The sequence below is a fragment of the Vogesella perlucida genome, from assembly GCF_979366545.1.
The window spans coordinates 80511-104047 of sequence record NZ_CEETRO010000004.1; the positions used below are offsets into that span (position 1 = coordinate 80511).

Sequence of the window (23537 nt, forward strand, 5' to 3'; positions counted from 1 at the left end):
GTTTTATTGGTAAAAAAGGCTTGCGATAGGGTGTTTCCGTTCCGGGCGCATCTGTCTTCACGGGTGTGTCGCCGGGATGCCATTTACGGTATGGAAACAGGAGATGCACCCATGAAATCGATCAGCCTTGTCATCGTGGCCGCGTTGCTGGCTACTGCCTGTAGCAGCATGACCGCCATTGGTCAGTACCCGTCTTCGACACCACCCAAGCTTGTCCGCATGGTAGGTGGCGGCCTGGCCTGGGATAATCCGGGCGCTTTCGGGCCGGTGCCGCAATCCATGGCGGCAAAAGGCGCGGCAGTATGCGCCAAGCTGAATACCGCTAGCCAGACTTTCCGTGCGCTGGGTTACCATCCGTCGGCACAGAATGAGCAAGGCCAAGCGATAGCAGGGGGCGGCTTTTATTGTGTGACGCCTTAAGCCTGGTGTGTTGCGTGGTGACATTGCCCGGCACGCTTGGCGTGACACCATCTTGGCGGCCTGTGTTTTGCAGGCCGCTTTTTTGTTTTATTCACGGACAGCTTTGCATTTGTTAACGACTGCCATTTGAAATGGGTCGCTGCGGGTGTCAGCATGGCTGGGTAAATATTGCCCGGCTTGCCATCATGACCGCTTTTCTCCGTCTGCTTCACGGTATGACCCTGCCGCTTGCGTTGCTCGTGGCCGGTTTCTTTCCTGGCGTGCCAAGCCATGCCGGACCACTACGTGATGCGGTGATGCAGCGGCAGCTATCACCGGCCACGGTGGCGCGCACGCTGACCGTGACACTGCCACTCGCCGGCCGGCAGCGCAGCTTCCTGCTGCATGTGCCGCGCCGTTATCAGCCCGGGCAGCCCTTGCCGCTAGTCCTGGCTTTGCATGGCGGAGGCGGCAGTATGGCATTCATGGCGAATGACCGTCATTACGGGCTGATCAGCCACAGCGATCAGGCCGGCTACCTGTTGGCGGTGCCCAATGGCACGGGTGCGCTGGGTGACAAACTGGCTACCTGGAACGCCGGGCGCTGCTGTGGGAAGGCACGCGACGAAGCGGTAGATGACGTGGCCTTTGCCCGCGCGCTGGTGGCCTGGGTGCAGCAGCACTACACGGTAGCGGCAGAGCGCGTGTACGCGGTGGGCATGTCCAATGGCGGCATGATGGCGTACCGGCTGGCGTGCGAGGCGGCGGACGTGTTTGCCGGCATCGCCTCGGTCGCCGGTACCGATAACACGCTGGCTTGCCAGCCAGCGCGGCCGCTAGCGGTGTTGCATATCCACGCGCGGGATGACGACCATGTTCTGTTTGATGGCGGTGCCGGGCCAGGGGCGTTCCGCGACGAGCGCAAGGTCACCGATTTCACGTCGGTACCCGCAACCATGGCGCAGTGGCAGGTGCACAACCAGTGCCGCCCGCAGCCGGTGCGTAGCCTGACCGTAGCGGGTGCCTATTGCGAGCGGTATACCGGCTGTGCCGCTGGTAGCGCATTACAGCTGTGTGTTACCGAGCAAGGTGGCCATGGTTGGCCGGGGGGCGGCCGTACCCGTATCGGTAAGGCTGGCCCTGGCCAGGCGCTGGAGGCCAATGACGTGATGTGGGCGTTTTTCAGTGGCTTGCCGCCACGGCCTTGATGCTTGCTGAACAGTCTGTGCGCAGGGAGGGCGAGCCAAGCCCGCGCCGGTGCGCTAGCATGACGTTTGCTTGCTTTGGGAGGCCATTATGATCAGCCACATTGACCACGTTGTCCTTACTGTTACCGATATCGAAGCGTCGGTAGCCTTTTACTGCCGCGTCTTGCAGATGGAAGCGGTCACCTTTGCCAACGGCCGCCGCGCGCTGCACTTCGGCAACCAGAAGATCAACCTGCAGCTGCTGGGCCAGGAGCCGCGCAACCGTGCCGGCGTGGGCGCTGGCGACTTGTGCCTGATCACGCACTGGCCGTTGCCACAGGTGGCGGCCCATCTGCAGGCCGAGGGGGTGGCGATTGTCGAGGGCCCGGTGGCCAAGACCGGTGCGCAGGGCACCATCCAGTCGGTGTACTTGCTGGACCCGGACCAGAACCTGATCGAAATCAGCGTGTACCCGCCGCAGGCATGACATGTTTTTTCCCGCTGCGGGAACCAAGCACATCTGGCGGACTCACACCATGACTGTTTGTCTAGCAGGCACAACAGTGAGCGAACTTGACTGTGTTGACCCCCGCCCGGTGCGGGGGCATTTTTTTGTCCCCAGCCCAGTGTGGCGGTATCAAACGAAACAAGGGCCTTTCGCCATGCGAAAGGCCCTTGTTGCAGCTAACGCTACCGGCTTAACGCTGCACGGCAGCCAGCATCACCCCGGCCAGCACAAACAGCCCGCCCGAGGTGCGCGAGAAACGCTGCAGGCGTTGGCCGTGCGCCAGCCAGCCCCCCAGGCGGCCGCCGGCAGCGGCCAGCCCCACAGCGACCACCATATCGGTGACCACCCAGGTGGCGGCCATGGTCAGGTACTGCGGCCACAGCTCGCGGCTGGTGTCCAGAAAGCGCGGCAGCAAGGCCGAGAAAAACACCGTGTCTTCCGGGTTGCTGACGGCCAGCAAAAATGCCGGGCGAAAACCGCTCCATAGCGGGCTGGCACTACAACCCTGTGCCTGGCCCAGCTTGAATGGCTTGCGCCACAGGGTGATACCCAGCCATACCAGGTAGCCGGCCCCCAGCATCTTCACGATATTGAATGCTGTCGGCGAAGCAAACAGCAGGGCGGTAATGCCCAGTGCAGACAGTGCCATCAGGGTCAGCGCGCCGGCAGAAAAGCCCAGCGCGTTGGGTACGCCGCCACGGGCGCCATGCTGCGCGCCGTGCGACAGGGTTAGCAGCGGGCCGGGGCCCGGTGCCAGCATCAAGAGCACAATGGTGCCCAGGTACATGATCCAGTTGTGGAAATCCATAGCCAATACTCGTCTGCCCTGGCGTGCGCAGGCAGCATGCGGCCAACGTCGCCACAGCGTGTACCGTGGTGTGTGGGCGTGCAGCTAGCGTGCGGGCGGCAAGGCGTTACTGGCTGCTACCGTGCAACAGGCGCGGCGGCAGGCCATGATTCAATCGTTACTGCGGGAAAGAGGGCAGAAGCGAGGGGCGCTAACGGGGTGGCTCGGACTGGGTGTCCGGTTCGTCGGCAGGGGTCAGGCTATGGCGGTGGGCGAAGCTGGGGGTGCGCAGGGCAAAGCTCTGGGCAAGCGGGGCAAGGCGGCCACGGTGGGCGGCATTGGTGGGGCACAGCGAGCCCGGGTTTTGCGCGGTTTGGCGCGGTTTTTTGGAAAACAATTTCTGCTTCCGGTGATGACGATGGGGCCATTCTAGGCGGGCTACTGCTGTGCTGGCAAGTTTTGTGTCTATTTTATTAATCAGGCAGTGCCGGTAAGTAGCTGCTTTTATTGGCGATGATGGTGTGGTGTGTTTGTAATATTAGCCGCGTTGCCAGCCTGCTTGCCACGCGCTAAGGTGTCGGCCTGTTATCAAAGGGAGAGCCCCATGCAACTAGCCACCTGGAACGTCAATTCGCTGAAAGTGCGCCTGCCGCATGTGGTGCAATGGCTGGCGGAAAACCCCATCGATGTACTGTGCCTGCAAGAGCTGAAGATGGACCACCCGGTATTCCCGCTGGCCGATATCGAAGCTGCGGGCTATCAGGCTGTGTGGTTTGGCCAGAAAACCTATAACGGTGTGGCCATCCTGGTAAAAAATGGCCGCACCATCAGTGATGTGGTGCAGGGCATCCCTGGCTATGAAGACGAGCAGCGCCGCGTGATTGCCGCCACCATTGATGGTGTCCGCGTGATCTGTGCCTATTTCGTGAATGGCGAGGCAGTGGATTCGCCCAAGTACCAGTACAAGCTGGGCTGGTTGGCCGCACTGGAAGGCTACGTGGCCAGCGAGCTGGCCCGCTATCCGGATTTTGCCCTGCTGGGCGACTACAACATCGCCCCGGAAGACCGCGATGTATACGACCCGGAAGGCTGGCGCGAGCAGGTGCTGTGCACTACGCCAGAGCGCGACAGCTTCCGCCGCCTGATTGGCATGGGTTTGTCGGACAGCTTTCGGCTATTCAACCAGGAAGACAAGCAATACAGCTGGTGGGATTACCGCGCCATGATGTTCCGCCGCAATATGGGCGTGCGTATCGACCATATCCTGATTACCGACAGCCTGAAGTCGCGCGCCACTGGCTGCGTGATCGACAAAACCCCGCGCAAATGGGAGCGCCCGTCCGACCACACACCGGTGGTGCTGACACTGGCGTAAGCCTGCCCTGGCGTGTGGCGGGTGTCATGGCGAAAGGTGTTGCAGCCATGGCCCGTGATGTATGGTTTTAAAATGCATAGCGGGCCGTGGCCAAAAATAAAAAACCGAAATCGCTTGCCGGGCACAGGCTTAGTGCGTATAACGTGCTGAAGCAAGATTTCAAGCTAGTTGATCCAAAGTTCAGAGTTGTTCCACTTCAAAAGCGGTACTCCATTGTTTCATCCGGTCCCTTCTTGATTATTTCGCTGACAGGCATTTCGCCTAATTTTTTACGTTTTTTCAAAAGGAAGACAAAATGGAAACCGGTACCGTTAAATGGTTCAATGATGCAAAAGGCTTTGGCTTCATCACTCCGGACGCAGGCGGCAACGACCTGTTCGCTCACTTCTCCGAAATCCAGGGCAACGGCTTCAAATCCCTGGCTGAAGGTCAGAAAGTAAGCTACGTATCCGGCATGGGTCAAAAAGGCCCACAAGCTACCAAAATCCAGCCGATGTAATATCGGTTGCCATTTTGCTGGCAATAAAAAAAGCCCCGCTTGCGGGGCTTTTTTCATGTCTGTCGCCAACGCCGGCTGGTGGCGTTGGCGTGGTTTGCAGCGCTTAGCTTATCAGGTCGCTATCTTTGACTACCGGGCGGGTCCAGCGCCAGGTCAGCCGTGCCAGCAGGATGAGCAGCACACCCCACAGGCTAAACGCCAGCCAGCGGATCGCGCTCCAGGTGCTGTCGTCGGCCTGTGCCAGGCGGATGCTGGTGATATTGGGGTAGAGCGAGAACATATTGATGCGCCAGCCATACGACGAGATATGGGCGGGCTGGCGGGCGTTTTCCAGTGCCCGTGCCGTGGCTTGTACGTCGGATGCATCAAACTTGAAGTACAGCGGCCAGCCCCAGCCGGTGTCTTCGTTGCGGTAAACGCGTACATCGTCGATCGCGTGCTGGGTATAGATCAGGTACATATCGCGTACAGGCTGGTCGGCCGGGTTCTGTTTGCTGATGGGGCCGTCTTTGTCCGCCAGTTTGACCTCTACACCGGTAATGGTGGTAATGGCGTATTCGGGCAGGTAGTAGTCCAGTAGCAGGCTGCCGCCCAGGGCAAACAAGCCCAGTAGCGTCATGCCTGCCTTGCGAAGTTTTGCACGCATTTCTATGGTTTTCCTTTAAAAATCATGGGGTTTAAGGTGTTTTTCACAATTATGCCCCTACACTTGCTCCTTGTGCCCGTGATTTTGTGCCCCGCGTGCCATCAAGCTGATGGCATGGTACGCGGGCAGGCCGTTACACTGTAGGCTTGCCCAAGGGGCCACTTTGCCCCAGCCTGCCGGAGCTACCCATGCGCGTTTTCCTGATTGCCTTGTTGTCTGCCTTGCTTGCCCCCGCTGCCCACGCGGCAGGTACGCCAGGGCAGTTCGACTATTACGTGATGGCCCTGTCGTGGTCGCCCGATTACTGCGCGGCGCGTCCGGACGACCGCGAGCAGTGTAGTCGCCAATATGGTTTTGTCTTGCATGGCCTGTGGCCGCAGTACCAGCGCGGCTACCCGGCAGACTGCAGCCGCGAGCGTTTTGATGAGGGCATGCAGCAGCAGTTTGCCGGCTTGTACCCCAGCCGCAAGCTATACCGCCACGAGTGGGAAAAGCACGGCACCTGCAGTGGCTTGGGACAGGCGGCCTATCACCAGCTGGCTGCAGGACTGAAAGCTCGGCTGGTGGTGCCAGCAGCCTATCAGGCACCGGTACAGCCGCTGCGTAAAACCCTGACCGAGCTGAAAACCGAGCTGCAGGCGGCCAACCCCTGGCTGGGTACGCGTGCGCTGGCGGTATCGTGCAGCGGCGGTGGCCGCTTCCTGAAAGAAATCTATCTGTGTACCGACAAGCAGGGCCGCCAGGGCCGGCCGTGCGGTGATGATGTACTGGCCAGCGAGCGCCGCAGCTGCCGCCAGCCGGATATTCTGGTACGCAGCGTACGTTGACCACCATGAGAAGCACGATGAAAGCACTGTTGGCCGCCTGGCTTTGTCTGCAGACCCTGCAGGTCTGGGCTGCCGAGCCGGTAGCACCGCGTATCGGGGTGGTACTGGGCGGCGGCGGCGCCCGGGGTTTTGCCCACCTGGGCGTGCTGCAGGAGCTGGAAAAGTTACATGTCCCCATCGCTTGTATGGCGGGCACCTCGGCAGGGGCGCTGATCGGCGGTGCTTACGCCAGCGGGCAGCCGCTGGCCGAGCTGGAGCGGCAGTTTGCCGAGGCCGACTGGGAAACCCTGCTCTCCGGCCGGCCGCGCCGTCAGGACGTGCCGTACAACCGTAAGCAGAGCGACAGCCGCAATTACTTTGACCTCACCGTGGGCTTTCGCGATGGCAAATGGCGGCTGCCCAAGGCGGCGATCAACGCCCAGGGCATTGACCTGTTCATTCGCCAGCTGACCCGTGCCCGCAACGAAGCCAGCTTTGACCGGCTCAGCATTCCGTTTCGCGCCCTGGCGACCGACCTGGAGACCGGTGATGCCGTGGTGTTTGACCGTGGCGACCTGAGCCTGGCCATGCGTGCCAGCATGGCAGTGCCGGGCATGTTTGCACCGGTAGAGGCCGACGATCGCATACTGGTAGATGGCGGCATGGCGCGCCAGCTGCCGGTGGAAGAGCTGAAAGGCCGCTGCGCCGATGTATTGATCGTGATCGACGTGGGTACGCCGCCGGTAGCGCGCGAGCAGTTGGGTAACTTTCTGGATGTGCTGGACCAGACCACCTACCTGATGGTGGCGCGCAACAGCCGCGAATCCCTGGCCAAGCTGGGGCCGCAGGATATCCTGATTCGCCCGCAGCTGGATGGCGTGTCGCCTGCCGACTTTGGCGATAACGCGGCGATCATCGAGGCAGGCAGGTTGGCCGCACGAGCCATTGCCCCCCAGCTGGCGGCCCTGGCCAGCCCCCCCGACCAGTACGCCGCCTGGCAGCAGACACGGGCACAGGGTGAGCGCCCGCGTATCGACCGCATTAATGTGGCCGGCAGTTTTGACTTTGTCGACCCGCAGGCCATGCAGCAAAAATTGTCGATTGGCAGCCGCCTGGGGTTGGGTGCATTGCACCAGAAACTGGGCGAAGTGTTTGCTGAAGGCGACCTGGACAAGCTGGACTACACGCTGCGCCAGCAGGAAGGCCAGCACGTGGCCGATGTGCATCTGCAAGAGCGCCATACCGGGCCAAACTACGTGCGCGGCGGCCTGGAACTGCGCAGCAGTTCGCAGGGCGATGCGACTTTTTCCTTGCTGGGCGAGTTCAGACGCAGCTGGCTCAATAGCCGCGGTGGCAGCTTGCTGGGCGAGGCCAAACTGGGCGAGGAGCCGACCTTTCGCGCCGAGTGGCAGCAGCCGTTGAATGCCAACTCGCCCGTTTTCCTGAGCCTGGGCAGTAGCCGGCGCGAGAAGCGCTACAGCCTGTATGTCGATGGCCACCAGCCCACGGCAGAGCTGATCCGGCAGACCAATACCGTTAACCTGGATGCCGGCCTGAGCCTGGGCAAGCTGGGCGAGTGGCGTAATGGCTGGTACGCCAGCCGCGACAGCCTGGCGTTGGGTACCGGTTTGGGCGGCATGCTGGACCTGAGCGACGCCAAGTCCCGTGAGCAAGGTTTGCGCAGCAAGCTGGTGCTGGACCAGCTGGATAACCCGCGCTGGCCACGCAATGGTTTTGCCGTGCAGCTAGAAGCGCGCAAGCCGCTGCACCGCACCGACGACGCCAACCCGCAACCCAGTGCGTCGTTCATGATCGATACCGTCACCACCGATCGTCGCGATATCAGCTGGCGTTTTACCCTGCGTGGTGGTTACAGCGACAAGAACGACGCGGCCGAAGTGTTCGAGCTGGGGGGATTCCGTAACGTGTCCGGCTATCAGCCCGGCGAGCTGCTGGGGCACCAGATGGCTTTTGCCCGTGGCATGGTGTCGTGGCGGGTGTCCAGCCTGCCATCCGCGCTGGGTTCCGGCTTGTACGTGGGCGCATCGGCCGAGGTCGGGCGGGTATGGGCGACCTTGCCGCTGGCGCAAGATACCCGCTGGCTGCCTGCCGGCTCGCTATTTGTGGGGGCCGATACCATTCTGGGGCCGGTTTTCATGGGCGTGGGGCATGGCAAGCAAGGCCAGCTCACCGGCTACTTTAACTTGGGGCTGGAGTACTAGCGCTGCGGCCAGCCTTTGCGGCCAACCTTTAAGCCGGCTCACCCGGGTATCCACCCGGTGTGGCCGGTTTTTTCATATGCGGCTAGCGCCCGCCGCTGGTAAAGGCCATGCCTTCCTGCTCTCCTACCGGGCGGGCGTGCAGCTGTGCCTCAAACTGTAGCGTGGCGGCGGCCCAGGAGAAGCCCTCTGCCACACGGCGCACGTGTTGGCGGTCTAGCGACAACGCTTGCAGGCAGGCGGTTTTCAGGTCGTCGTGCAGCACGCCGCCACCGCTATTGCCCACCACGTCCAGCGGGCCGGCTACCGGGTAGGCCGCTACCGGGGTGCCGCAGGCCATGGCTTCCAGCAGTACCAGGCCAAAGGTGTCGGTGCGGCTGGGGAACACAAATACGTCTGCTGCGCGGTAGATGCGTGCCAGCTCGGCCTGCGGGAACACACCGGCAAAGTGCACCGCCGGGTAGCGCGCCTGCAGCTCGGCCAGCTGCGGGCCTTCGCCGACCACCCATTTGCTGCCGGGCAGGTCCAGCTGCAGAAACGCCTCGATATTCTTTTCTACCGCCACGCGGCCAACGTAGACAAAGCGCGGTGGCGCCGTGTCCAGCCGCTCGCGCTCGCCGGGGCTGAAGGTGAGGGTGTCTACACCGCGGCTCCACAGCACGACATTGTGAAAGCCACGGGCTTTCAGGTCGGCCACGATGGCGGGTGTGGGCGCCATGACCGCCTGCGCAGCGTTGTGAAAACGGCGGATCCAGGCGTAGCTGATGGCCAGCGGCAGCCGCGTGCGTGCGTGGATGTATTCGGGAAAGCGCGTGTGATAGGCGGTGGTGAAAGGTTGGCCGCGGCGGCGGCACCAGCGCCGAGCAGCCATGCCCAGCGGGCCTTCGGTAGCAATGTGCACCGCGTGCGGGGCAAACTCGGCCAGGCGGGCGGCGGTTTTGCGGTAGGGCAGCAGCGACAGGCGGATATCCGGGTAGGTGGGGCAGGGCAGGGTAAGAAAACCATCGCCCTCGTCGTGTTCGCCGCCTTGCGGCGTGACCATGGCCACCTGGTGACCCAGCGCCCGCAGCTCGCGTACGGTTTCTACTATGCTGCGTACCACGCCGTTAACCTGCGGGTACCAGGCGTCGGTGACGATCATGATGCGCATGTTTCAGCCTCCTCCAGCGTGCCTTCGCGTACCGGCTGGGCCGAGATCGTGGCCGGTACGGCGGCGGCACTGGCCTGGCTGGTCCAGTACACCACTTCCAGCCGGCCGTCGGCGTGTTCTACCAGTGCGGACAGGCTTTCCACCCAGTCGCCGCAGTTGCCGTAGATTACCCCGCCAATGTCTTTGACCTCGGCCTTGTGGATGTGGCCGCAGATCACGCCGTCAAAGCCACGGCGGCGGGCTTCGTCGGCCAGAATCTGCTCGAAGTCGCTGATGAAGTTCACCGCGTTCTTCACCTTGTGCTTCAGGTATTGCGAGAGCGACCAGTACGGCCGCCCCAGCTTTTGCCGCAGCCAGTTGTAGTAGCGGTTCAGGTGCAGGATCACCGTGTACAGGCTGTCGCCCACATAGGCTAGCCATTTCACGTGCTGGATCACGCCGTCGAACTCGTCGCCATGGATGATCAGCAAGCGTTTGCCATCTGCCGTGAGGTGTTCGGCTTCCTGGCGAATGGCAATGCCGCCAAAGTCCAGGCCGCAGTATTGCCGTGCCGCCTCGTCGTGGTTGCCGGGTACGTAGATGACCTGTGTGCCCTTGCGCGCCTTGCGCAGTACCTTTTGCACCACATCGTTATGGCTTTGCTTCCAGCCCCAGGATTTTTTCAGCTGCCAGCCATCGATGATGTCGCCCACCAGATACAGCGTGTCCGACTCGTGGTGTTTGAGGAAATCCAGCAGAAAGCTGGCCTGGCAGCCACTGGTGCCCAAGTGGACATCAGATAGCCAGATAGTGCGGTAGCGGTGGCTCATGGTGCGCTCCGGCGTAGCAGATAGCGCCATGCTGCGTGCTGCATGTGACAGCAAGATGTGTGTCTGGTGACGGCGTAATGACGCGCTGGCAGGCATAAAGAGCAGGCCGCTCTGGCGTGGCGTAAGCCGCACTTAAGATTGATTTGTTTCACTGCCGTGATCTTGGGTATCCTGCTGCCCACAATATGAAATATCAATAAAATACAAATGAAAACAAGCGTATTTCGCCCCCTGCGCGCCGAGGTTTTGGCGGCTGGCGTGGCCTTGCTGCTAGTGTTGTTTTTCAATATGCCCTTCTGGCAGCGCCTGTTTGCCATCGTCAGCCCGCTGGATGGCCATGGCGTGAAGATGCTGGGCCTGGCATTTGTGCTGCTCACCGCCTTTTTCAGCCTGCTACTGCAGCTGCTGGTGTGGCCCTGGGTAGGCAAGCCCTTGCTGACAGCCCTGCTGTTGACCACGGCGGGCGTGAGTTATTTCATGAGTCAGTACGGTGTGCTGATCGACATGAATATGGTGCGCAACGCCATGCAAACCGACGGGGCCGAGGTGCGCGACCTGCTAACGGTCAAGATGGTGCTCACCGTTTTGCTGCTGGGCGGTCTGCCCAGCCTTTGGTTGTGGAAAACACCGGTGCTGTACCGCCCGCCGCTGCGCGAGCTGGGTGCCCGGGTGGTGGCGCTGCTGGTGAGCGCCGGGGTGCTGGTGGCGGTGGCCATGGTGGGGTATCAGGATTTTGCTTCGCTGTTCCGTAATAACCGCGAGCTGCGCTTTGCACTGACCCCGACCAACTACCTGCAAGCCACTAGCTCGTATATCAAGCGCGTTACCGCCAAGCCGGCTGTGTTGCAAAAAGTAGGGGAGGATGCCAGCCGTACCGCGCCGTGGCCCGCCGGTAGCAAGCCGCGCGTGCTGGTGCTGGTGGTGGGGGAAACCGCCCGTGGCGACCATTTTTCGCTCAATGGCTACCCGCGCCAGACCAACCCGCAGCTGGCGCGCATCCCTGGCCTGATCAACTACCCCGACACCTGGTCTTGCGGCACCGAAACTGCCATCTCCGTGCCGTGCATGTTCTCGTCCCTGCCGCGCGAAAAGTTTGACGCCGACGAGGCCAAGCACCGCGAGAACCTGCTGGATATCCTGCAGCGGGCAGGCATACAGGTCAGCTGGCGCGATAATAATTCCGGCTGCAAAGAAGTGTGTAACCGCGTGCCCACGGAGATAGTGTTTGGCGACAAGAACCCGGCTTTCTGTGCAGATGGCGAGTGTTTTGACGACATTTTGCTGGATGGCTTGCCGCAGCGGCTGAAGGCGCTCAAAGGCGATGCCGTGATAGTGCTGCACCAGAAAGGCAGCCATGGCCCGGCCTATTACAAGCGCTACCCGAAAGAGTACGAGCGCTTTACCCCGGTCTGCCGCACCAGCGAGCTGCAAAAGTGCAGCCAGCAGGACATCATCAACGGTTTTGACAACACCATCCTGTACACCGATGCCATCCTGGCCAAGACCATCGCCGCCTTGCAAGCCGAGCCCGCCGTGGCTGGCGGCATGATCTATCTGTCCGATCATGGCGAATCGCTGGGCGAAAACAATATGTATTTGCACGCCACGCCGTATCTGCTTGCACCCGACGCGCAAAAGCACATCCCCATGGTGGCGTGGTTCTCGCCGGCCTGGCAGCAGGCCGCCGGCATGCAGCAGGCTTGTTTGCAGCAGGGCAGCCAGCAGCGCTACAGCCAGGACAACCTGTTCCATAGCGTACTGGGACTGATGGGGGTGAAAACCGCCGTGTACGAAGCCCCGCTGGATATGTTTGCCCGCTGCCGCAACCCGCGCTGAGCGGGCAGGGTCAGGCAAAAAAATGCCCGCCGGGTCATGGCGGGCGAACGCAAACTTGGAGGTATGCCCTCAAGGCGTAGCATCTGGCGTGCCAGCGCTGCCCTGCTGCAGCGTGGCCAGCTTGCGGTACAGCGTGCGTTCGGTTATGCCCAGTGCCACGGCCAGGCTGGCGCGGTCGCCCTGGTGGCTGGCCAGTGCCCACGCCAGATAGCGCTGTTCCAGCCCGGCCAGCGGTAGCAGCGGGCTATGGAAACCGGCACCAGGGTTGGCCGCAGGCGCCGCCAGCGTATCCAGCCACAGGTGTTCCGGCTGGATGCAGTCACCGTCGCACAGCAGGCTGGCGCGTTCCAGCATATTACGCAGCTCGCGGATATTGCCGGGGAAGGGATGCTGTAGCAGCCAGGCCAGCGCGTCTGCCGACAGCACCAGCCTGCGCCCTGGCGCAACGCGTGCCAGCAGCGCCTCGGCCAGCAGCGGGATGTCTTCTTGCCGTTCGCGCAGCGGTGGCAGGCGCAGCGGAAACACCGCCAGCCGGTAGTACAGGTCGGCGCGGAAGCTGCCTTCGCGCACCATGTGCGCCAGGTCGCGGTGGGTGGCGGCAATCACCCGAAAGCGCGCCGGGATGCTGCTGATACCGCCCACGCGGCGGAAGGTGCCGGTTTCCAGCAGGCGCAGCAGTTTCACCTGCTGGCTGGGGGGCAAGTCGCCGATTTCGTCCAGAAACAGCGTGCCGCCGTTGGCCGCTTCCACCAGGCCCTGCTTGCGCTGCGTGGCGCCGGTGAACGCGCCTTTCTCGTAGCCGAACAGCTCGCTCTCCAGCAGGGTTTCCGTCAGGCTGGCGCAGTCTACCGCCACAAAGGGCCGTGCCGCGCCACCACCATCGTGAATCGCCCGCGCCAGGCCTTCTTTACCTGTACCCGACTCCCCCTGCAATAGCACCGCCACCCCCGACGGCGCAGCGCGCTGTGCCAGCAGCAGCATGCGGCGAAACGCCGCACTGCGGCCCACCATGCGGTCCGGCACCGCCTGGCTGCTGGCCAGCGCCAGCGGTTTCATCTTCTCGATAAACAGTACCGGGTAGCCGCTGACATCTGACATGGGTGACAGCTCCACGTCCACGTGCTCGTCGCCGTGCAGGGTGCGGTGGATGTGCAGCACGCGCTCGGGCTGGCCGCTGGCCAGTGTGGCTTGCAGCGGGCAGCTTTCCCCTTCTTCATTGCATGGCCGGCTGTAGCCGTGCGACACCGCGAAGCAGGCGCGGCCAACGGCGTCGTCACCATAGGTGGCGCGGTAGGCCGGGTTGGCGTGGCGAATGCGGTAGTCGGGGGTGATGACGATGCGCGGGTCGGGTACGGCATCCAGCATGGCGGCGATGGTGGCCAGCGTGGATTGCGGCTGGATGGGTGACATTTTTGTCAGTCCTGACATGACGGTATGCGTGGATTATGCGGCTAACAGGCCTGTATACACCACTTTTTACCGGCTATGGCATGGCATGCCGCTTGCAGTAAGGCGGGCAGGCTGCGGCAACGTGTCACATTCCGTGATGTTGGCCGCATGCGCACACTTTAACCCTGTTGCCGGCATGGCTTGCCGGCGGCTTTTGCTCAGGGAGGGCGGCATCTTGTTACCGGAAGACCGACGCTTGCGCCGTGAATTGTTATGGGTGGTGGTGCTGAAACTGGCGGTGCTGTACGCACTGTGGCACGCCTTCATCGCCCCGCTGCGGGTACAGGTAGACACGCAAGCCATGGCCAATGCCATGGCCGCGCAGGTACCTGCCGCCCGTCAATCAGGAGAAGAACATGATCGATAATGTTGTGGACTTGTCGCGGCTGCAGTTTGCCGCCACAGCCATGTACCACTTTCTGTTTGTGCCGCTCACGCTGGGGATGGTGTGGCTGCTGGTGATGATGGAAACCGTGTGGGTAATGACCGGCAAGCAGGTGTACCAGGACATGACCAAGTTCTGGGGCAAGCTGTTCGGCATCAATTTTGCGCTGGGGGTGACCACTGGCATCACCATGGAATTCCAGTTTGGTACCAACTGGGCCTACTACTCGCACTACGTGGGCGATATTTTTGGTGCCCCGCTGGCCATCGAAGGCCTGATGGCGTTCTTTCTGGAATCCACCATGATCGGCCTGTTCTTCTTTGGCTGGGACCGCCTGTCGCGCAAGCAGCATTTGCTGGTGACCGTGCTGATGGCCATTGGTACCAACCTGTCGGCGCTGTGGATCCTCATTGCCAATGGCTGGATGCAGAACCCGGTAGGTGCCGAGTTCAGCTACCACACCATGCGCATGGAAATGACCGACTTCTGGGCGGTGGTGTTCAACCCGGTGGCGCAGGCCAAGTTCGTGCATACCGTGTCGGCAGGCTATGTGACCGGTGCCATGTTTGTGTTGTCGATTTCCAGCTGGTACCTGCTGCGCGGCCGTGACGTGGAGTTTGCCAAGAAGAGCTTTCGCATTGCTGCGGCATTCGGCTTTGCCAGCGTGTGCTCGGTGATTGTGCTGGGCGACGAGTCCGGCTATTCGGTGGGCGAATCACAGCAGACCAAGCTGGCTGCCATGGAAGCCATGTGGCACACCGAGCCGGCACCGGCGTCGTTTAACGTGATTGCCTGGCCGAACGAAGCCGAGATGAAAAACGACTGGGCCATCGAAGTGCCGTGGGTCATGGGCCTGATCGGCACCCGCTCGGTGAGCAAGGAAATCCCCGGCATTCACGAGATCGTGGCAGCCAACCGTGCCCGCATCGTCTCCGGCCAGCAGGCGGTGGTGGCGCTGGACACGCTGCGCACCAACCGCCACGACGCCGCCGCCCAGGCGCAGCTGAAAGCGCACCAGGCCGACCTGGGCTTTGGCCTGCTGCTGAAAAAATACAGCGCCAATGTGGCGCAAGCCACCCCGGCGATGATCGATGCCGCCGCGCGCGACACCATCCCCAAAGTGGCGCCGATGTTCTGGAGCTTCCGCCTCATGGTGGCACTGGGCATGGCCATGCTAGGCCTGTTTGGCTGGGCGCTGTGGGCGTCGATACGTGGCAGCTTTGCGGCCAACCGTCGCTTGCTGAAGTTCGCCCTGTACAGCCTGCCGCTGCCGTGGATTGCCTGCGAAGTGGGCTGGTTTGTGGCCGAGTATGGCCGCCAGCCGTGGACCATCTACGGCGTACTGCCCACGCGGCTGTCGGTGTCCACCTTGTCTGAAGCCTCGCTGTACGGCTCGCTGGCCGGTTTTGTCGGTTTCTACACCGTGCTGCTGTGCGTGGAGATGTACCTGATGGTGCGCTTTGCCCGCCAGGGCCCCGGCAGCCTGGGTACCGGCCGCTACGCCAACGAAGCCCCCGCTCACTAAGGAGTCATCATGCTGGATTACACAACCCTGAAAATCATCTGGTGGGTGCTGGTGGGCGTGCTGCTGGTCGGCTTCGCCATCATGGACGGCCACGACATGGGCGTGGGCACGCTGCTGCCCTTTGTCGGCAAGGGCGACGTAGAGCGCCGCGTAGTCATCAATACCGTGGGCCCGCACTGGGACGGCAACCAGGTATGGTTCATCACCGGTGGCGGTGCCATCTTTGCCGCCTGGCCACTGGTGTACGCCACCGCATTCAGCGGCTTCTACTGGGCGATGCTGGCCGTGCTGTGGGCGCTGTTCTTTCGCCCGGTGGGTTTTGACTACCGCAGCAAGATCGACCACCCCACCTGGCGCAATGTCTGGGACTGGGGCCTGTTCATCGGCGGTTTCGTGCCGCCGCTGATCTTCGGCGTGGCCTTTGGCAACCTGTTCCAGGGCGTGCCGTTCCACTTCGATAACAATCTGGTGCCGTACTACGAAGGCAGTTTCTGGGCGCTGCTAAACCCGTTTGCCCTGCTGTGCGGCGTGGTGTCCAGCGCCATGATCACCGCCCACGGCGCCATCTACCTGATGCACCGTACCGAGGGCGATATCCAGGCCCGCGCCAGCCGCGCACTGCACGGCAGTGTACTGGTGGCGCTGCTGGGCTTCACTGCGGCGGGTGTCTGGCTAGCCAAGGGCATAGACGGCTACGCCATCACCTCGGTGGTACAAACCAGTGCGCTGCCGGACCCGCTTGCCAAGACCGTAGCGCGTGAAGCCGGTGCCTGGCTGGCCAATTACCAGCGCTGGCCGCTCACCCTATTGCTGCCGCTGCTGGGCTACGCCGGCCTGATCGGCGCGGTACTGCTGGCCAGGGTTGGCCGCACCTTTGCCGGTTTCTGGGCCAGTGCACTGGGGCTGGCCGGCGTTATCGGCACCGCCGGCATGTCGCTGTTCCCCTTCATCATGCCGTCGTCCAGCCACTTGGCGTCCAGCCTGACGGTGTGGGACAGCGTGTCCAGCCAGCTGACCCTGGGCCTGATGCTGGGGGCCACCGTGATCTTCATGCCCATCATCATCCTGTACACACGCTGGGCGTACCGCGTGATGGGCGGCAAGGTTACCGCCGCGTATGTGCGTGAAAACAGCCATAGCGCTTATTGAGGCCGCCACCATGAAGATAGCCGTGTGTTGCCAGAACGGGCGCGATGTGAGCGCCCACCCCGGCAAGTGCACCCACTTTGTGCTGGTGGACAGCCGCGGCCTGGCCGAGCCACAGCAGCTGCTGCAGCCGGCCAGCGCCATGCTGCGTCAGGCCAGCCTGCACGGCCACCCGCTAGCCGGCTACGATGTTCTGCTGGCCGCAGGTGGCGGGCTGGGCCTGGCGCAAAGGTTGGCCGCAGCCGGCATCACGCTGGCGCAAACGCAGGAGCGCGACCCGCTGCTGGCGGTGGCTGCCTGGCTGGCCGGGCAGTGCCAGCCTGTTGCGCTGCCGGGTAAGCAGCTGTGCCATTCACTGGATTAAAACGCTGGATCGAAAGGAAACATCATGTGGTATTTCGCCTGGGTACTGGGCATCGGCTTTGCTGTGCTGCTGGGGGTGTTGAACGCAATGTGGGGCGAGTACGAGCAAGACCGCGTGCTGCCAGGCCCGCCGGAGCAGGGCGGTGTCTGAGGCCCCCGGTATTCGCCCGCTGGCCTTGCTGCTGGGGGTAGGGCTGATGCTGGGTGTCAGCCTGCAGCCGCAGTGGCTGGCCACCCCGGCCGGGGTGGCAGACCACCCGGCCGCCATGCTGCTGATGTGGGCCATGTCGTCGGCGCTGGTGCGGGGCGTGGGGTTTGCCCCGCGCCACTGGCTGCCGCGCGGTTTGTTCAGTGCGCCAGCCATGTGGCTGGCACTGCTGGCCGCGCTATGGCGCATGGCCAGCCTGTATGGCTTGGCGTTATGATGAGAGATATTCTCATCTGAAAGCCCTTGCCATGCTGCGCCGTTTGTTTGCCTTGTTGTCGCTGTGCCTGTTGCTGACCCCTGCCGCTTTTGCGGCCAACCTTGCCGTGGGGGACGCCGTGCCGCCGCTGGCGCTGGCCGACCAGTTCGACAAGCCTCACACCCTGGGCAGCGACACGCGCTGGCTGCTGTTCAGCCACGATCGCGCCACCAGCGACGCGCTGCACCCCGTGTTGGCCGAGCTCACTCCGCCGCAGCGCCACGGTGTGGTGTACGTGGCCGACATCAGCCGCATGCCGGCGCTGGTGTCGCGGCTGTTTGCCGTGCCCGCCATGCGCGAGCTGCCGTTTGCGGTGTGGCTGGCGCGCGATGCGGCCAACGTGGCCATGCTGCCGCGCGAGCCGGGCAAGCTTACCGTGCTGGCGTTACAAGGCGGCCAGATCGCGGCGGTGCATTACCTGGACAGCATGGCGGCGCTCCCGGCCTTGCTGGCAGCCAGATAGGTCGATAGCTGCATTGCTTATCGAAGAATGTTTGATAAGCAAAGCAGTTTTTCTTGGTTCTGGCTGACCGCCACCTTGGCTAGATTTCCCCCATCGCACTCTCATTGATGGGGATACACCATGACGCGCCTTACTCGCCTTGCTACTGCTACCACGCTGCTGTTTGCCCTGGCCGGCCATGCCCTGGCCGATGTCACCCTGCTCAACGTGTCCTACGACCCGACCCGCGAGCTGTACCAGGACTTCAACGCCGCCTTTGCCAAACAGTGGAAAGCCAAGACTGGCGAAACCGTTACCGTCAAGCAGTCGCATGGTGGTTCCGGCAAGCAGGCACGTGCCGTGATTGACGGCCTGGAAGCCGACGTGGTGACGCTGGCGCTGGGCTACGATGTGGATGCGCTGAATACCGAAGCCAAGTTGATTCCGCCGACCTGGCAAAAACGTCTGCCGAACAACTCGGCACCGTACACCTCCACCATCGTGTTCCTGGTGCGCAAGGGCAACCCCAAGGCCATCAAGGACTGGAACGACCTGATCAAACCGGGCGTAGAAGTGGTCACCCCGAACCCGAAAACCTCCGGTGGCGCACGCTGGAACTACCTGGCTGCCTGGGGCTACGCACTGAAACAGCCGGGTGGTAACGACGCCAAGGCCAAGGATTTCGTGAAGAAAGTATTCCAGAACGTCAAGGTGCTGGACTCCGGCGCCCGCGGCTCGCTGGTAAGCTTTACCCAGCGTGGCATTGGTGACGTATTGCTGGCATGGGAAAACGAAGCCTACCTGGCTACCAAAGAGCTGGGCCCGGACAAGTTCGACATTGTTACCCCGTCGCTGTCGATTCTGGCCGAGCCACCCGTCAGCGTGGTGGACAAAGTGGTAGACAAGCGTGGCACCCGCAAAGTGGCCGAGGCTTACCTGCAGTACCTGTACAGCCCGGAAGGCCAGGAGATCGCAGCGGCCAACTACTACCGCCCGCGTGATGCCAAAGTCGCTGCCAAGTACGCCGACAAGTTCAGCAAAGTGAAGCTGTTCACCATCGATCAGGTATTCGGTGGCTGGACTAAAGCACAGAAAACCCACTTTGACGATGGCGGCATATTCGACCAGATCCAGGTGCGCTAATGCCCCCATCCTTGCCTCTGCTGGTACTGGCGGATAGTCGCCAGCCAGATGGCAACACCCTGCTGGCGCTGGCGCGCCGGCAGGGTGTTTTGCTGGATGGTACCCTGGCAGCAGCAGGGCAGGAGACGCCTGCGCCATCGCTGCCGCTGCACCTGCCTCCCGGTAGTACACCCCCTTTTATCTTGCTGGCGCACGGCAGCTATTGCCTGCCCGCCCTGCAAGCGGTGCGCGATGATGCACGTTGCCGCGCCGCCTTGCTGCTTTCACCCGATGGCGATGCCCGCTACGAGCGCGCCTTGGCGTTTCCTGCCCTGGTGGTTTGCCACCGTCCCGACGCCCGTTACCCCCGCCTCACACAAGCCGCCTCGCTGGCAGCAGCGTGGCAGGCGCGTCTGCATCTGCTGCAAGGCCACGATGTGCTGGCCGAGCTGTCCCCCTTGTTGGCCGCCCTGGCCGTGCTGGCGGCGCAGCCGCTGGCCGGCGAGTGCTAAGGCTGCTTTCCATACTTTTGCTTATATCAACAGCACCTCATCACCTTTTCTGGTTATTGAATAAGCAACGAAGAAATCCTTATTTCTGGAATAACAGCGCGGTCAATATCCTGTGGGCAGTTATATCGCCCACAGGATGCCTCATGAACCACCCTACGCAAGGAGACGCCGCATGAGCCGTGCCGCTACGCTGCCACGCGTACTGCCCGGCTTCGGTTTGTCGCTGGGTTATACGCTGTCTTATCTGTCGCTGATCGTGCTGATTCCGCTGTCAGCCGTGTTCATTCGCGCCAGCAGCATGCCGCTGGAGGCGTTCTGGGACGCCGTCACCGCGCCGCGCGTGCTGGCGTCGTACCGCCTGAGCTTTGGCATGGCGCTGTTGGCCGCGGCCATTAATACCGTGTTTGGCCTGTTGCTGGCGTGGGCGCTGGTGCGCTACCGCTTCCCCGGCAAGAAGCTGGTGGATGCGCTGGTGGACTTGCCGTTTGCGCTGCCTACCGCGGTGGCCGGTATTGCGCTGACCGCGCTGTACGCCGGTAACGGCTGGCTGGGCCAGTACCTGGAGCCGCTGGGCATCAAGGTGGCGTTTGGCCCGCTGGGGGTGCTGGTGGCACTGGTGTTCATCGGCCTGCCGTTTGTGGTGCGCACGGTGCAGCCGGTGCTGGAGGACATGGAAACGGAGCTGGAGGAAGCCGCCACCAGCCTGGGCGCGCACCGCTGGCAAACCTTCCGCCACGTGATTCTGCCGGTGCTGCAGCCGGCGCTGATGACCGGCTTTGCGCTGGCGTTTGCCCGCGCGGTGGGCGAGTACGGCTCGGTGATCTTTATCGCGGGCAATATCCCGATGGTGTCGGAGATCACCCCGCTGATGATCATCAGCAAGCTGGAGCAGTACGACTACGCCGGTGCGACCGCTATTGCCAGTGTGATGCTGGTGGCGTCGTTCCTGTTGCTGCTGGCGATTAACGGTTTGCAGGCGTGGCAGGCACGCCGTAACGGAAGGAGTGCGTGATGGCCGGGGCTGTTTCTTCGCTGTCTGTACAGCACGACAAGGCGGGGCTGCTGGAAAGCCGCCAGGCCACGCGCGAGGCGCCGTGGGTGAAGGCGGCCATTCTCACCGTGGCGCTGAGCTTCTTTGCCGTCTTTTTGCTGCTGCCGCTGGTGGTGGTGTTTGTCGAGGCGCTGGCCAAGGGCTGGGAGACTTACCTCACCGCGCTGGTGGAGCCGGATGCGCTGTCGGCGGTAAAGCTCACGCTGTTGGCCGCGGCCATCTCGGTACCGCTGAACCTGGTGTTCGGCGTGGCCGCCGCCTGGGCCATTACCCGCTTTGACTTTCGCGGCAAGCAGCTGCTGATTACGCTGATCGACCTGCCGTTCTCGGTGTCGCCAGTGGTCGCCGGCCTGATTTACGTGCTGGTATTCAGCAGCCACGGCTGGTTTGGCCCGTGGCTGGCCGAGCACGACATCAAGGTGATCTTTGCCGTGCCCGGCATCGTGCTGGCCACCATCTTTGTCACCGTGCCGTTTGTGGCACGCGAGCTGATCCCGCTGCTGCAGGCGCAAGGGCGCGAGGAAGAAGAAGCCGCCGTGGTGCTGGGCGCGCGCGGCTGGCAGGTGTTCTGGTACGTGACCCTGCCTAATGTGCGCTGGGCGCTGCTGTACGGCGTGATCCTGAGCAACGCGCGCGCCATGGGCGAGTTTGGCGCGGTGTCGGTGGTATCCGGCCATATCCGCGGCGAAACCAACACCCTGCCGCTGCACGTCGAGATTCTTTACAACGAGTACAACTTTGCTGCGGCCTTTGCCGTGGCTTCCCTGCTGGCATTGCTGGCACTGGTAACGCTGGCGGTAAAAAGCTGGGTGGAATGGCGCGCCAGCCAAACCGTGGGCGTGGAGGAATAGAGCATGAGCATTCAGGTACAGAACATTCAAAAAGCGTTTGGCAGCTTCATCGCGCTGGACAATCTGACGCTGGACTTCCCCGCCGGCGAGCTGGTGGCCCTGCTGGGCCCGTCCGGCTGCGGCAAGACCACGCTGCTGCGCGTGATCGCCGGGCTGGAGCAAGCCGACAGCGGCCGCGTGCTGCTGGACGGCGAAGACGCCTCCGACACCCACGTGCGCGAGCGCCAGGTAGGCTTTGTGTTCCAGCACTACGCGCTGTTCCGCCACATGACCGTGTTCGACAACGTCGCCTTCGGCCTGCGCATGAAACCGCGCGGCCAACGCCCGTCCGAAGCCGAGATCAAGCGCAAAGTGCACGAGCTGTTGAACCTGGTGCAGCTGGACTGGCTGGCCGACCGCTTTCCCGCGCAGCTGTCCGGCGGCCAGCGCCAGCGCATTGCCCTGGCCCGCGCCCTGGCAGTCGAGCCGCGCGTGCTGCTGCTGGACGAGCCGTTCGGCGCGCTGGACGCCAAAGTGCGCAAAGAGCTGCGCCGCTGGCTGCGCCGCCTGCACGACGAGCTGCACATCACCTCCATCTTTGTCACCCACGACCAGGAAGAAGCACTGGAAGTGGCCGACCGCGTGGTGCTGATGAACCACGGCCGCGTCGAACAGATCGGCAGCCCGGCCGACGTCTACCGCCAGCCCGCCACGCCGTTTGTCTACGGCTTTCTGGGTGCGGCCAACCGCTTTGAAGGCAGCAGCAGCGCCGGCGGCATCGCCGTAGGCGCCAGCACCCTCACCGGCGACGCGCAGCCCGAGCACGGCAACGTCGTGGCCTTCGTGCGCCCGCACGAGCTGGACATCATCCTGCAGGCGGACGCCAGCGGCATCCCGGCCCGCATCAGCCGCGTGCTGACGCTGGGCGCGCTCACCCGCGTGGAGCTGGAAGGCCAGGCCGACGTAGCCGGCCAGCACTTTGACGTAGAGCTACACGCAGCCAACCCGCTTGTGGCACAGTTGGCCGCAGGCCAGACCGTGCGCCTGCAACCACGCCAGGTCCGCGTGTTTGCCCAACCCGACACCGCAGGTGCCGCATGAACTTCCAGCAACTTCGCATCATTCGTGAAACCGTCCGGCAAAACTTCAACCTGACCGAAGTCGCCAACGCGCTGTTCACCTCGCAATCCGGCGTATCCAAACACATCAAAGACCTGGAAGACGAACTGGCCGTCGAGCTGTTCATCCGCAAAGGCAAACGCTTCCTGGGCCTGACCGACCCCGGCAAAGAGCTGCTCGTCATCGTCGAACGCATGCTGCTGGACGCCGGCAACATCAAGCGCCTGGCCGAACAATTCAGCCAGCGCGACGAAGGCCAGCTCACCATCGCCACCACCCACACCCAGGCCCGCTACGCCCTGCCCAAAGTCGTCACCGCCTTCAAGCAAGCCTTCCCGCGCGTACACCTGGTGCTGCACCAGGCCAGCCCGGACGAGCTGGTACGCCTGCTGCTGGCCGGCGACGCCGACATCGGCATCGCCACCGAAGCCGTGGCCGAAGTGCCGGAACTGGTGTCCTTCCCCTACTACAGCTGGCACCACGCCGTCATCGCCCCGCCCGCGCACCCGCTGCACAGCCAGCCGCTCTCGCTGGACACCCTGGCCGAGTACCCCATCGTCACCTACCACCAGGGCTTTACCGGCCGCGCGCAGATCGACCGCGCCTTTGCCGACGCCGGCCTGGCGCCGGACATCGTCATGGCCGCGCTGGACGCCGACGTGATCAAGACCTACGTGGAGCTGGAGCTGGGCGTAGGCATCATCGCCTCCATGGCGGTAGACGCGCAGCGCGACAGCCAGGTCCGCGTGGTAGAAGGCACGCCGCTGTTCGGCCACCAGACCACCCGCGTCGCCATCCGCCGCGGCCACTACCTGCGCAGCTACGCCTACCGCTTCATCGAGCTGTGCTCGGCCGCGCTGGACGAAGACACCGTACGCCAGGCACTGCTGCCGGCAGTGCAGGACTGA

27 protein-coding genes are annotated in these 23537 nt (G+C 63.0%); 21 read left to right on the plus strand and 6 right to left on the minus strand.

All coding sequences use genetic code 11. The features are described from left to right. The first annotated feature begins 111 nt into the window (after window positions 1–111). The 3 genes from ACZ9XP_RS07035 (at window position 112) to ACZ9XP_RS07045 (ending at window position 2073) form a co-directional block, all read left to right on the plus strand. On the plus strand, window positions 112–420 hold the full coding sequence (locus ACZ9XP_RS07035) for a hypothetical protein (RefSeq protein ID WP_147688569.1): 309 nt from the start codon (window positions 112–114) through the stop codon (window positions 418–420). Between the two features lie 185 nt (window positions 421–605). After that, window positions 606–1607 carry an alpha/beta hydrolase-fold protein gene (locus ACZ9XP_RS07040; RefSeq protein WP_206211447.1) on the plus strand — a complete coding sequence of 334 codons (1002 nt, stop codon included), beginning with the start codon at window positions 606–608 and terminating at the stop codon, window positions 1605–1607. A gap of 88 nt (window positions 1608–1695) precedes the next feature. Then, window positions 1696–2073 carry a VOC family protein gene (locus ACZ9XP_RS07045; RefSeq protein WP_147688571.1) on the plus strand — a complete coding sequence of 126 codons (378 nt, stop codon included), beginning with the start codon at window positions 1696–1698 and terminating at the stop codon, window positions 2071–2073. Window positions 2074–2284: 211 nt separating this feature from the next. Here ACZ9XP_RS07045 and ACZ9XP_RS07050 read toward each other — a convergent pair whose 3' ends face one another. Together ACZ9XP_RS07050 and ACZ9XP_RS07055 are read right to left on the minus strand one after the other, a co-directional pair. Then, window positions 2285–2902 (minus strand): LysE family transporter, encoded by a 618-nt coding sequence (locus ACZ9XP_RS07050; RefSeq protein WP_147688573.1) that lies wholly within the window; start codon window positions 2900–2902, stop codon window positions 2285–2287. Between the two features lie 190 nt (window positions 2903–3092). Then, entirely contained in the window at window positions 3093–3278 is a 186-nt protein-coding gene (locus ACZ9XP_RS07055; RefSeq protein ID WP_147688575.1) for a hypothetical protein, read from the minus strand. 207 nt (window positions 3279–3485) lie between these two features. Here ACZ9XP_RS07055 and xth point away from each other — a divergent pair, with 207 nt between their 5' ends. Together xth and ACZ9XP_RS07065 are read left to right on the plus strand one after the other, a co-directional pair. Next, window positions 3486–4256 (plus strand): exodeoxyribonuclease III, encoded by a 771-nt coding sequence (gene xth, locus ACZ9XP_RS07060; protein WP_147688577.1) that lies wholly within the window; start codon window positions 3486–3488, stop codon window positions 4254–4256. Between the two features lie 295 nt (window positions 4257–4551). Continuing rightward, entirely contained in the window at window positions 4552–4755 is a 204-nt protein-coding gene (locus tag ACZ9XP_RS07065) for a cold-shock protein (protein WP_017508689.1), read from the plus strand. A 103-nt stretch (window positions 4756–4858) separates the two neighbouring features. On the opposite strand, the gene ACZ9XP_RS07070 is transcribed toward ACZ9XP_RS07065, so the two are convergent. Next, window positions 4859–5401, minus strand: coding sequence for a DUF1523 family protein (locus tag ACZ9XP_RS07070; RefSeq protein WP_170253759.1), 543 nt, complete (start codon window positions 5399–5401; stop codon window positions 4859–4861). 188 nt (window positions 5402–5589) lie between these two features. On the opposite strand from ACZ9XP_RS07070, the gene ACZ9XP_RS07075 reads away from it, so the two are divergent. Continuing rightward, on the plus strand, window positions 5590–6228 hold the full coding sequence (locus ACZ9XP_RS07075; protein ID WP_147688579.1) for a ribonuclease T2 family protein: 639 nt from the start codon (window positions 5590–5592) through the stop codon (window positions 6226–6228). A gap of 17 nt (window positions 6229–6245) precedes the next feature. Further along, the gene (locus tag ACZ9XP_RS07080; RefSeq protein ID WP_465188202.1) at window positions 6246–8429 is read left to right on the plus strand and encodes a patatin-like phospholipase family protein; all 2184 of its coding nucleotides are present in this window, start codon (window positions 6246–6248) and stop codon (window positions 8427–8429) included. A gap of 82 nt (window positions 8430–8511) precedes the next feature. Here ACZ9XP_RS07080 and ACZ9XP_RS07085 read toward each other — a convergent pair whose 3' ends face one another. Both ACZ9XP_RS07085 and ACZ9XP_RS07090 read right to left on the minus strand, forming a co-directional pair. Continuing rightward, window positions 8512–9576 carry a glycosyltransferase family 4 protein gene (locus ACZ9XP_RS07085; RefSeq protein WP_438698790.1) on the minus strand — a complete coding sequence of 355 codons (1065 nt, stop codon included), beginning with the start codon at window positions 9574–9576 and terminating at the stop codon, window positions 8512–8514. Further along, window positions 9564–10385, minus strand: a complete 822-nt coding sequence (locus tag ACZ9XP_RS07090; RefSeq protein ID WP_465188203.1) for a UDP-2,3-diacylglucosamine diphosphatase — start codon at window positions 10383–10385, stop codon at window positions 9564–9566. Before ACZ9XP_RS07090 ends, ACZ9XP_RS07085 begins: the two co-directional genes overlap by 13 nt. Window positions 10386–10592: 207 nt before the next feature. Here ACZ9XP_RS07090 and ACZ9XP_RS07095 point away from each other — a divergent pair, with 207 nt between their 5' ends. Next, window positions 10593–12221, plus strand: coding sequence for a phosphoethanolamine transferase (locus ACZ9XP_RS07095; protein WP_465188204.1), 1629 nt, complete (start codon window positions 10593–10595; stop codon window positions 12219–12221). A 69-nt stretch (window positions 12222–12290) separates the two neighbouring features. Here the strand turns inward: ACZ9XP_RS07095 and ACZ9XP_RS07100 are convergent, their stop codons facing one another. Then, a complete protein-coding gene (locus ACZ9XP_RS07100; protein WP_465188205.1) occupies window positions 12291–13631 on the minus strand; it encodes a sigma-54 interaction domain-containing protein in 1341 nt (446 codons plus the stop codon). Between ACZ9XP_RS07100 and cydP the strand changes: the two genes are divergently transcribed. From cydP to ACZ9XP_RS07165, 13 genes are all read left to right on the plus strand, one after another. After that, window positions 13621–14037, plus strand: coding sequence for a cytochrome oxidase putative small subunit CydP (gene cydP / locus ACZ9XP_RS07105; RefSeq protein ID WP_147688592.1), 417 nt, complete (start codon window positions 13621–13623; stop codon window positions 14035–14037). The two genes, ACZ9XP_RS07100 and cydP, sit on opposite strands and share 11 nt — an antisense overlap. Then, a complete protein-coding gene (locus tag ACZ9XP_RS07110) occupies window positions 14027–15580 on the plus strand; it encodes a cytochrome ubiquinol oxidase subunit I (protein ID WP_465188206.1) in 1554 nt (517 codons plus the stop codon). The genes cydP and ACZ9XP_RS07110 overlap by 11 nt, the downstream gene beginning before the upstream one ends. A gap of 9 nt (window positions 15581–15589) precedes the next feature. Then, a complete protein-coding gene (gene cydB / locus ACZ9XP_RS07115; RefSeq protein WP_465188207.1) occupies window positions 15590–16729 on the plus strand; it encodes a cytochrome d ubiquinol oxidase subunit II in 1140 nt (379 codons plus the stop codon). A gap of 10 nt (window positions 16730–16739) precedes the next feature. Beyond that, window positions 16740–17090 carry a NifB/NifX family molybdenum-iron cluster-binding protein gene (locus ACZ9XP_RS07120; protein WP_465188208.1) on the plus strand — a complete coding sequence of 117 codons (351 nt, stop codon included), beginning with the start codon at window positions 16740–16742 and terminating at the stop codon, window positions 17088–17090. Window positions 17091–17114: 24 nt separating this feature from the next. After that, a complete protein-coding gene (gene cydX, locus ACZ9XP_RS07125; RefSeq protein ID WP_147688601.1) occupies window positions 17115–17240 on the plus strand; it encodes a cytochrome bd-I oxidase subunit CydX in 126 nt (41 codons plus the stop codon). Beyond that, complete coding sequence (locus ACZ9XP_RS07130; protein WP_465188209.1) at window positions 17233–17514, plus strand: cyd operon YbgE family protein; 282 nt, start codon at window positions 17233–17235, stop codon at window positions 17512–17514. The genes cydX and ACZ9XP_RS07130 overlap by 8 nt, the downstream gene beginning before the upstream one ends. Before the next feature lie 31 nt (window positions 17515–17545). After that, window positions 17546–18016, plus strand: coding sequence for a hypothetical protein (locus ACZ9XP_RS07135; protein ID WP_465188210.1), 471 nt, complete (start codon window positions 17546–17548; stop codon window positions 18014–18016). A 120-nt stretch (window positions 18017–18136) separates the two neighbouring features. Further along, the gene (locus ACZ9XP_RS07140) at window positions 18137–19138 is read left to right on the plus strand and encodes a sulfate ABC transporter substrate-binding protein (RefSeq protein ID WP_465188211.1); all 1002 of its coding nucleotides are present in this window, start codon (window positions 18137–18139) and stop codon (window positions 19136–19138) included. Next, window positions 19138–19629 carry a hypothetical protein gene (locus ACZ9XP_RS07145; protein ID WP_465188212.1) on the plus strand — a complete coding sequence of 164 codons (492 nt, stop codon included), beginning with the start codon at window positions 19138–19140 and terminating at the stop codon, window positions 19627–19629. The genes ACZ9XP_RS07140 and ACZ9XP_RS07145 overlap by 1 nt, the downstream gene beginning before the upstream one ends. 172 nt (window positions 19630–19801) lie before the next feature. Continuing rightward, window positions 19802–20641: a sulfate ABC transporter permease subunit CysT gene (gene cysT, locus ACZ9XP_RS07150; RefSeq protein ID WP_147688609.1), complete on the plus strand. Its 840-nt coding sequence runs from the start codon at window positions 19802–19804 to the stop codon at window positions 20639–20641. Next, a complete protein-coding gene (gene cysW, locus ACZ9XP_RS07155) occupies window positions 20641–21531 on the plus strand; it encodes a sulfate ABC transporter permease subunit CysW (protein ID WP_438698051.1) in 891 nt (296 codons plus the stop codon). The genes cysT and cysW overlap by 1 nt, the downstream gene beginning before the upstream one ends. Window positions 21532–21534: 3 nt before the next feature. Next, complete coding sequence (locus ACZ9XP_RS07160; protein ID WP_147688613.1) at window positions 21535–22611, plus strand: sulfate ABC transporter ATP-binding protein; 1077 nt, start codon at window positions 21535–21537, stop codon at window positions 22609–22611. After that, window positions 22608–23537, plus strand: coding sequence for a CysB family HTH-type transcriptional regulator (locus tag ACZ9XP_RS07165; protein WP_147688615.1), 930 nt, complete (start codon window positions 22608–22610; stop codon window positions 23535–23537). Before ACZ9XP_RS07160 ends, ACZ9XP_RS07165 begins: the two co-directional genes overlap by 4 nt.

What these genes read in the sequence shown, in the direction of transcription:
- cydX (WP_147688601.1), top strand. Translation starts at nt 17,115, where the DNA reads ATGTGGTATTTCGCCTGGGTACTGGGCATCGGCTTTGCTGTGCTGCTG.
- ACZ9XP_RS07065 (WP_017508689.1), top strand. Translation starts at nt 4,552, where the DNA reads ATGGAAACCGGTACCGTTAAATGGTTCAATGATGCAAAAGGCTTTGGC.
- ACZ9XP_RS07045 (WP_147688571.1), top strand. Translation starts at nt 1,696, where the DNA reads ATGATCAGCCACATTGACCACGTTGTCCTTACTGTTACCGATATCGAA.
- cydP (WP_147688592.1), top strand. Translation starts at nt 13,621, where the DNA reads ATGGGTGACATTTTTGTCAGTCCTGACATGACGGTATGCGTGGATTAT.
- ACZ9XP_RS07050 (WP_147688573.1), bottom strand. Translation starts at nt 2,902, where the DNA reads ATGGATTTCCACAACTGGATCATGTACCTGGGCACCATTGTGCTCTTG.
- ACZ9XP_RS07070 (WP_170253759.1), bottom strand. Translation starts at nt 5,401, where the DNA reads ATGCGTGCAAAACTTCGCAAGGCAGGCATGACGCTACTGGGCTTGTTT.
- ACZ9XP_RS07035 (WP_147688569.1), top strand. Translation starts at nt 112, where the DNA reads ATGAAATCGATCAGCCTTGTCATCGTGGCCGCGTTGCTGGCTACTGCC.
- ACZ9XP_RS07090 (WP_465188203.1), bottom strand. Translation starts at nt 10,385, where the DNA reads ATGAGCCACCGCTACCGCACTATCTGGCTATCTGATGTCCACTTGGGC.
- ACZ9XP_RS07165 (WP_147688615.1), top strand. Translation starts at nt 22,608, where the DNA reads ATGAACTTCCAGCAACTTCGCATCATTCGTGAAACCGTCCGGCAAAAC.
- ACZ9XP_RS07100 (WP_465188205.1), bottom strand. Translation starts at nt 13,631, where the DNA reads ATGTCACCCATCCAGCCGCAATCCACGCTGGCCACCATCGCCGCCATG.
- ACZ9XP_RS07140 (WP_465188211.1), top strand. Translation starts at nt 18,137, where the DNA reads ATGACGCGCCTTACTCGCCTTGCTACTGCTACCACGCTGCTGTTTGCC.
- ACZ9XP_RS07135 (WP_465188210.1), top strand. Translation starts at nt 17,546, where the DNA reads ATGCTGCGCCGTTTGTTTGCCTTGTTGTCGCTGTGCCTGTTGCTGACC.
- ACZ9XP_RS07120 (WP_465188208.1), top strand. Translation starts at nt 16,740, where the DNA reads ATGAAGATAGCCGTGTGTTGCCAGAACGGGCGCGATGTGAGCGCCCAC.
- ACZ9XP_RS07095 (WP_465188204.1), top strand. Translation starts at nt 10,593, where the DNA reads ATGAAAACAAGCGTATTTCGCCCCCTGCGCGCCGAGGTTTTGGCGGCT.
- ACZ9XP_RS07040 (WP_206211447.1), top strand. Translation starts at nt 606, where the DNA reads ATGACCGCTTTTCTCCGTCTGCTTCACGGTATGACCCTGCCGCTTGCG.
- ACZ9XP_RS07160 (WP_147688613.1), top strand. Translation starts at nt 21,535, where the DNA reads ATGAGCATTCAGGTACAGAACATTCAAAAAGCGTTTGGCAGCTTCATC.
- ACZ9XP_RS07110 (WP_465188206.1), top strand. Translation starts at nt 14,027, where the DNA reads ATGATCGATAATGTTGTGGACTTGTCGCGGCTGCAGTTTGCCGCCACA.
- cysW (WP_438698051.1), top strand. Translation starts at nt 20,641, where the DNA reads ATGGCCGGGGCTGTTTCTTCGCTGTCTGTACAGCACGACAAGGCGGGG.
- ACZ9XP_RS07145 (WP_465188212.1), top strand. Translation starts at nt 19,138, where the DNA reads ATGCCCCCATCCTTGCCTCTGCTGGTACTGGCGGATAGTCGCCAGCCA.
- ACZ9XP_RS07080 (WP_465188202.1), top strand. Translation starts at nt 6,246, where the DNA reads ATGAAAGCACTGTTGGCCGCCTGGCTTTGTCTGCAGACCCTGCAGGTC.
- ACZ9XP_RS07075 (WP_147688579.1), top strand. Translation starts at nt 5,590, where the DNA reads ATGCGCGTTTTCCTGATTGCCTTGTTGTCTGCCTTGCTTGCCCCCGCT.
- ACZ9XP_RS07085 (WP_438698790.1), bottom strand. Translation starts at nt 9,576, where the DNA reads ATGCGCATCATGATCGTCACCGACGCCTGGTACCCGCAGGTTAACGGC.
- xth (WP_147688577.1), top strand. Translation starts at nt 3,486, where the DNA reads ATGCAACTAGCCACCTGGAACGTCAATTCGCTGAAAGTGCGCCTGCCG.
- cysT (WP_147688609.1), top strand. Translation starts at nt 19,802, where the DNA reads ATGAGCCGTGCCGCTACGCTGCCACGCGTACTGCCCGGCTTCGGTTTG.
- cydB (WP_465188207.1), top strand. Translation starts at nt 15,590, where the DNA reads ATGCTGGATTACACAACCCTGAAAATCATCTGGTGGGTGCTGGTGGGC.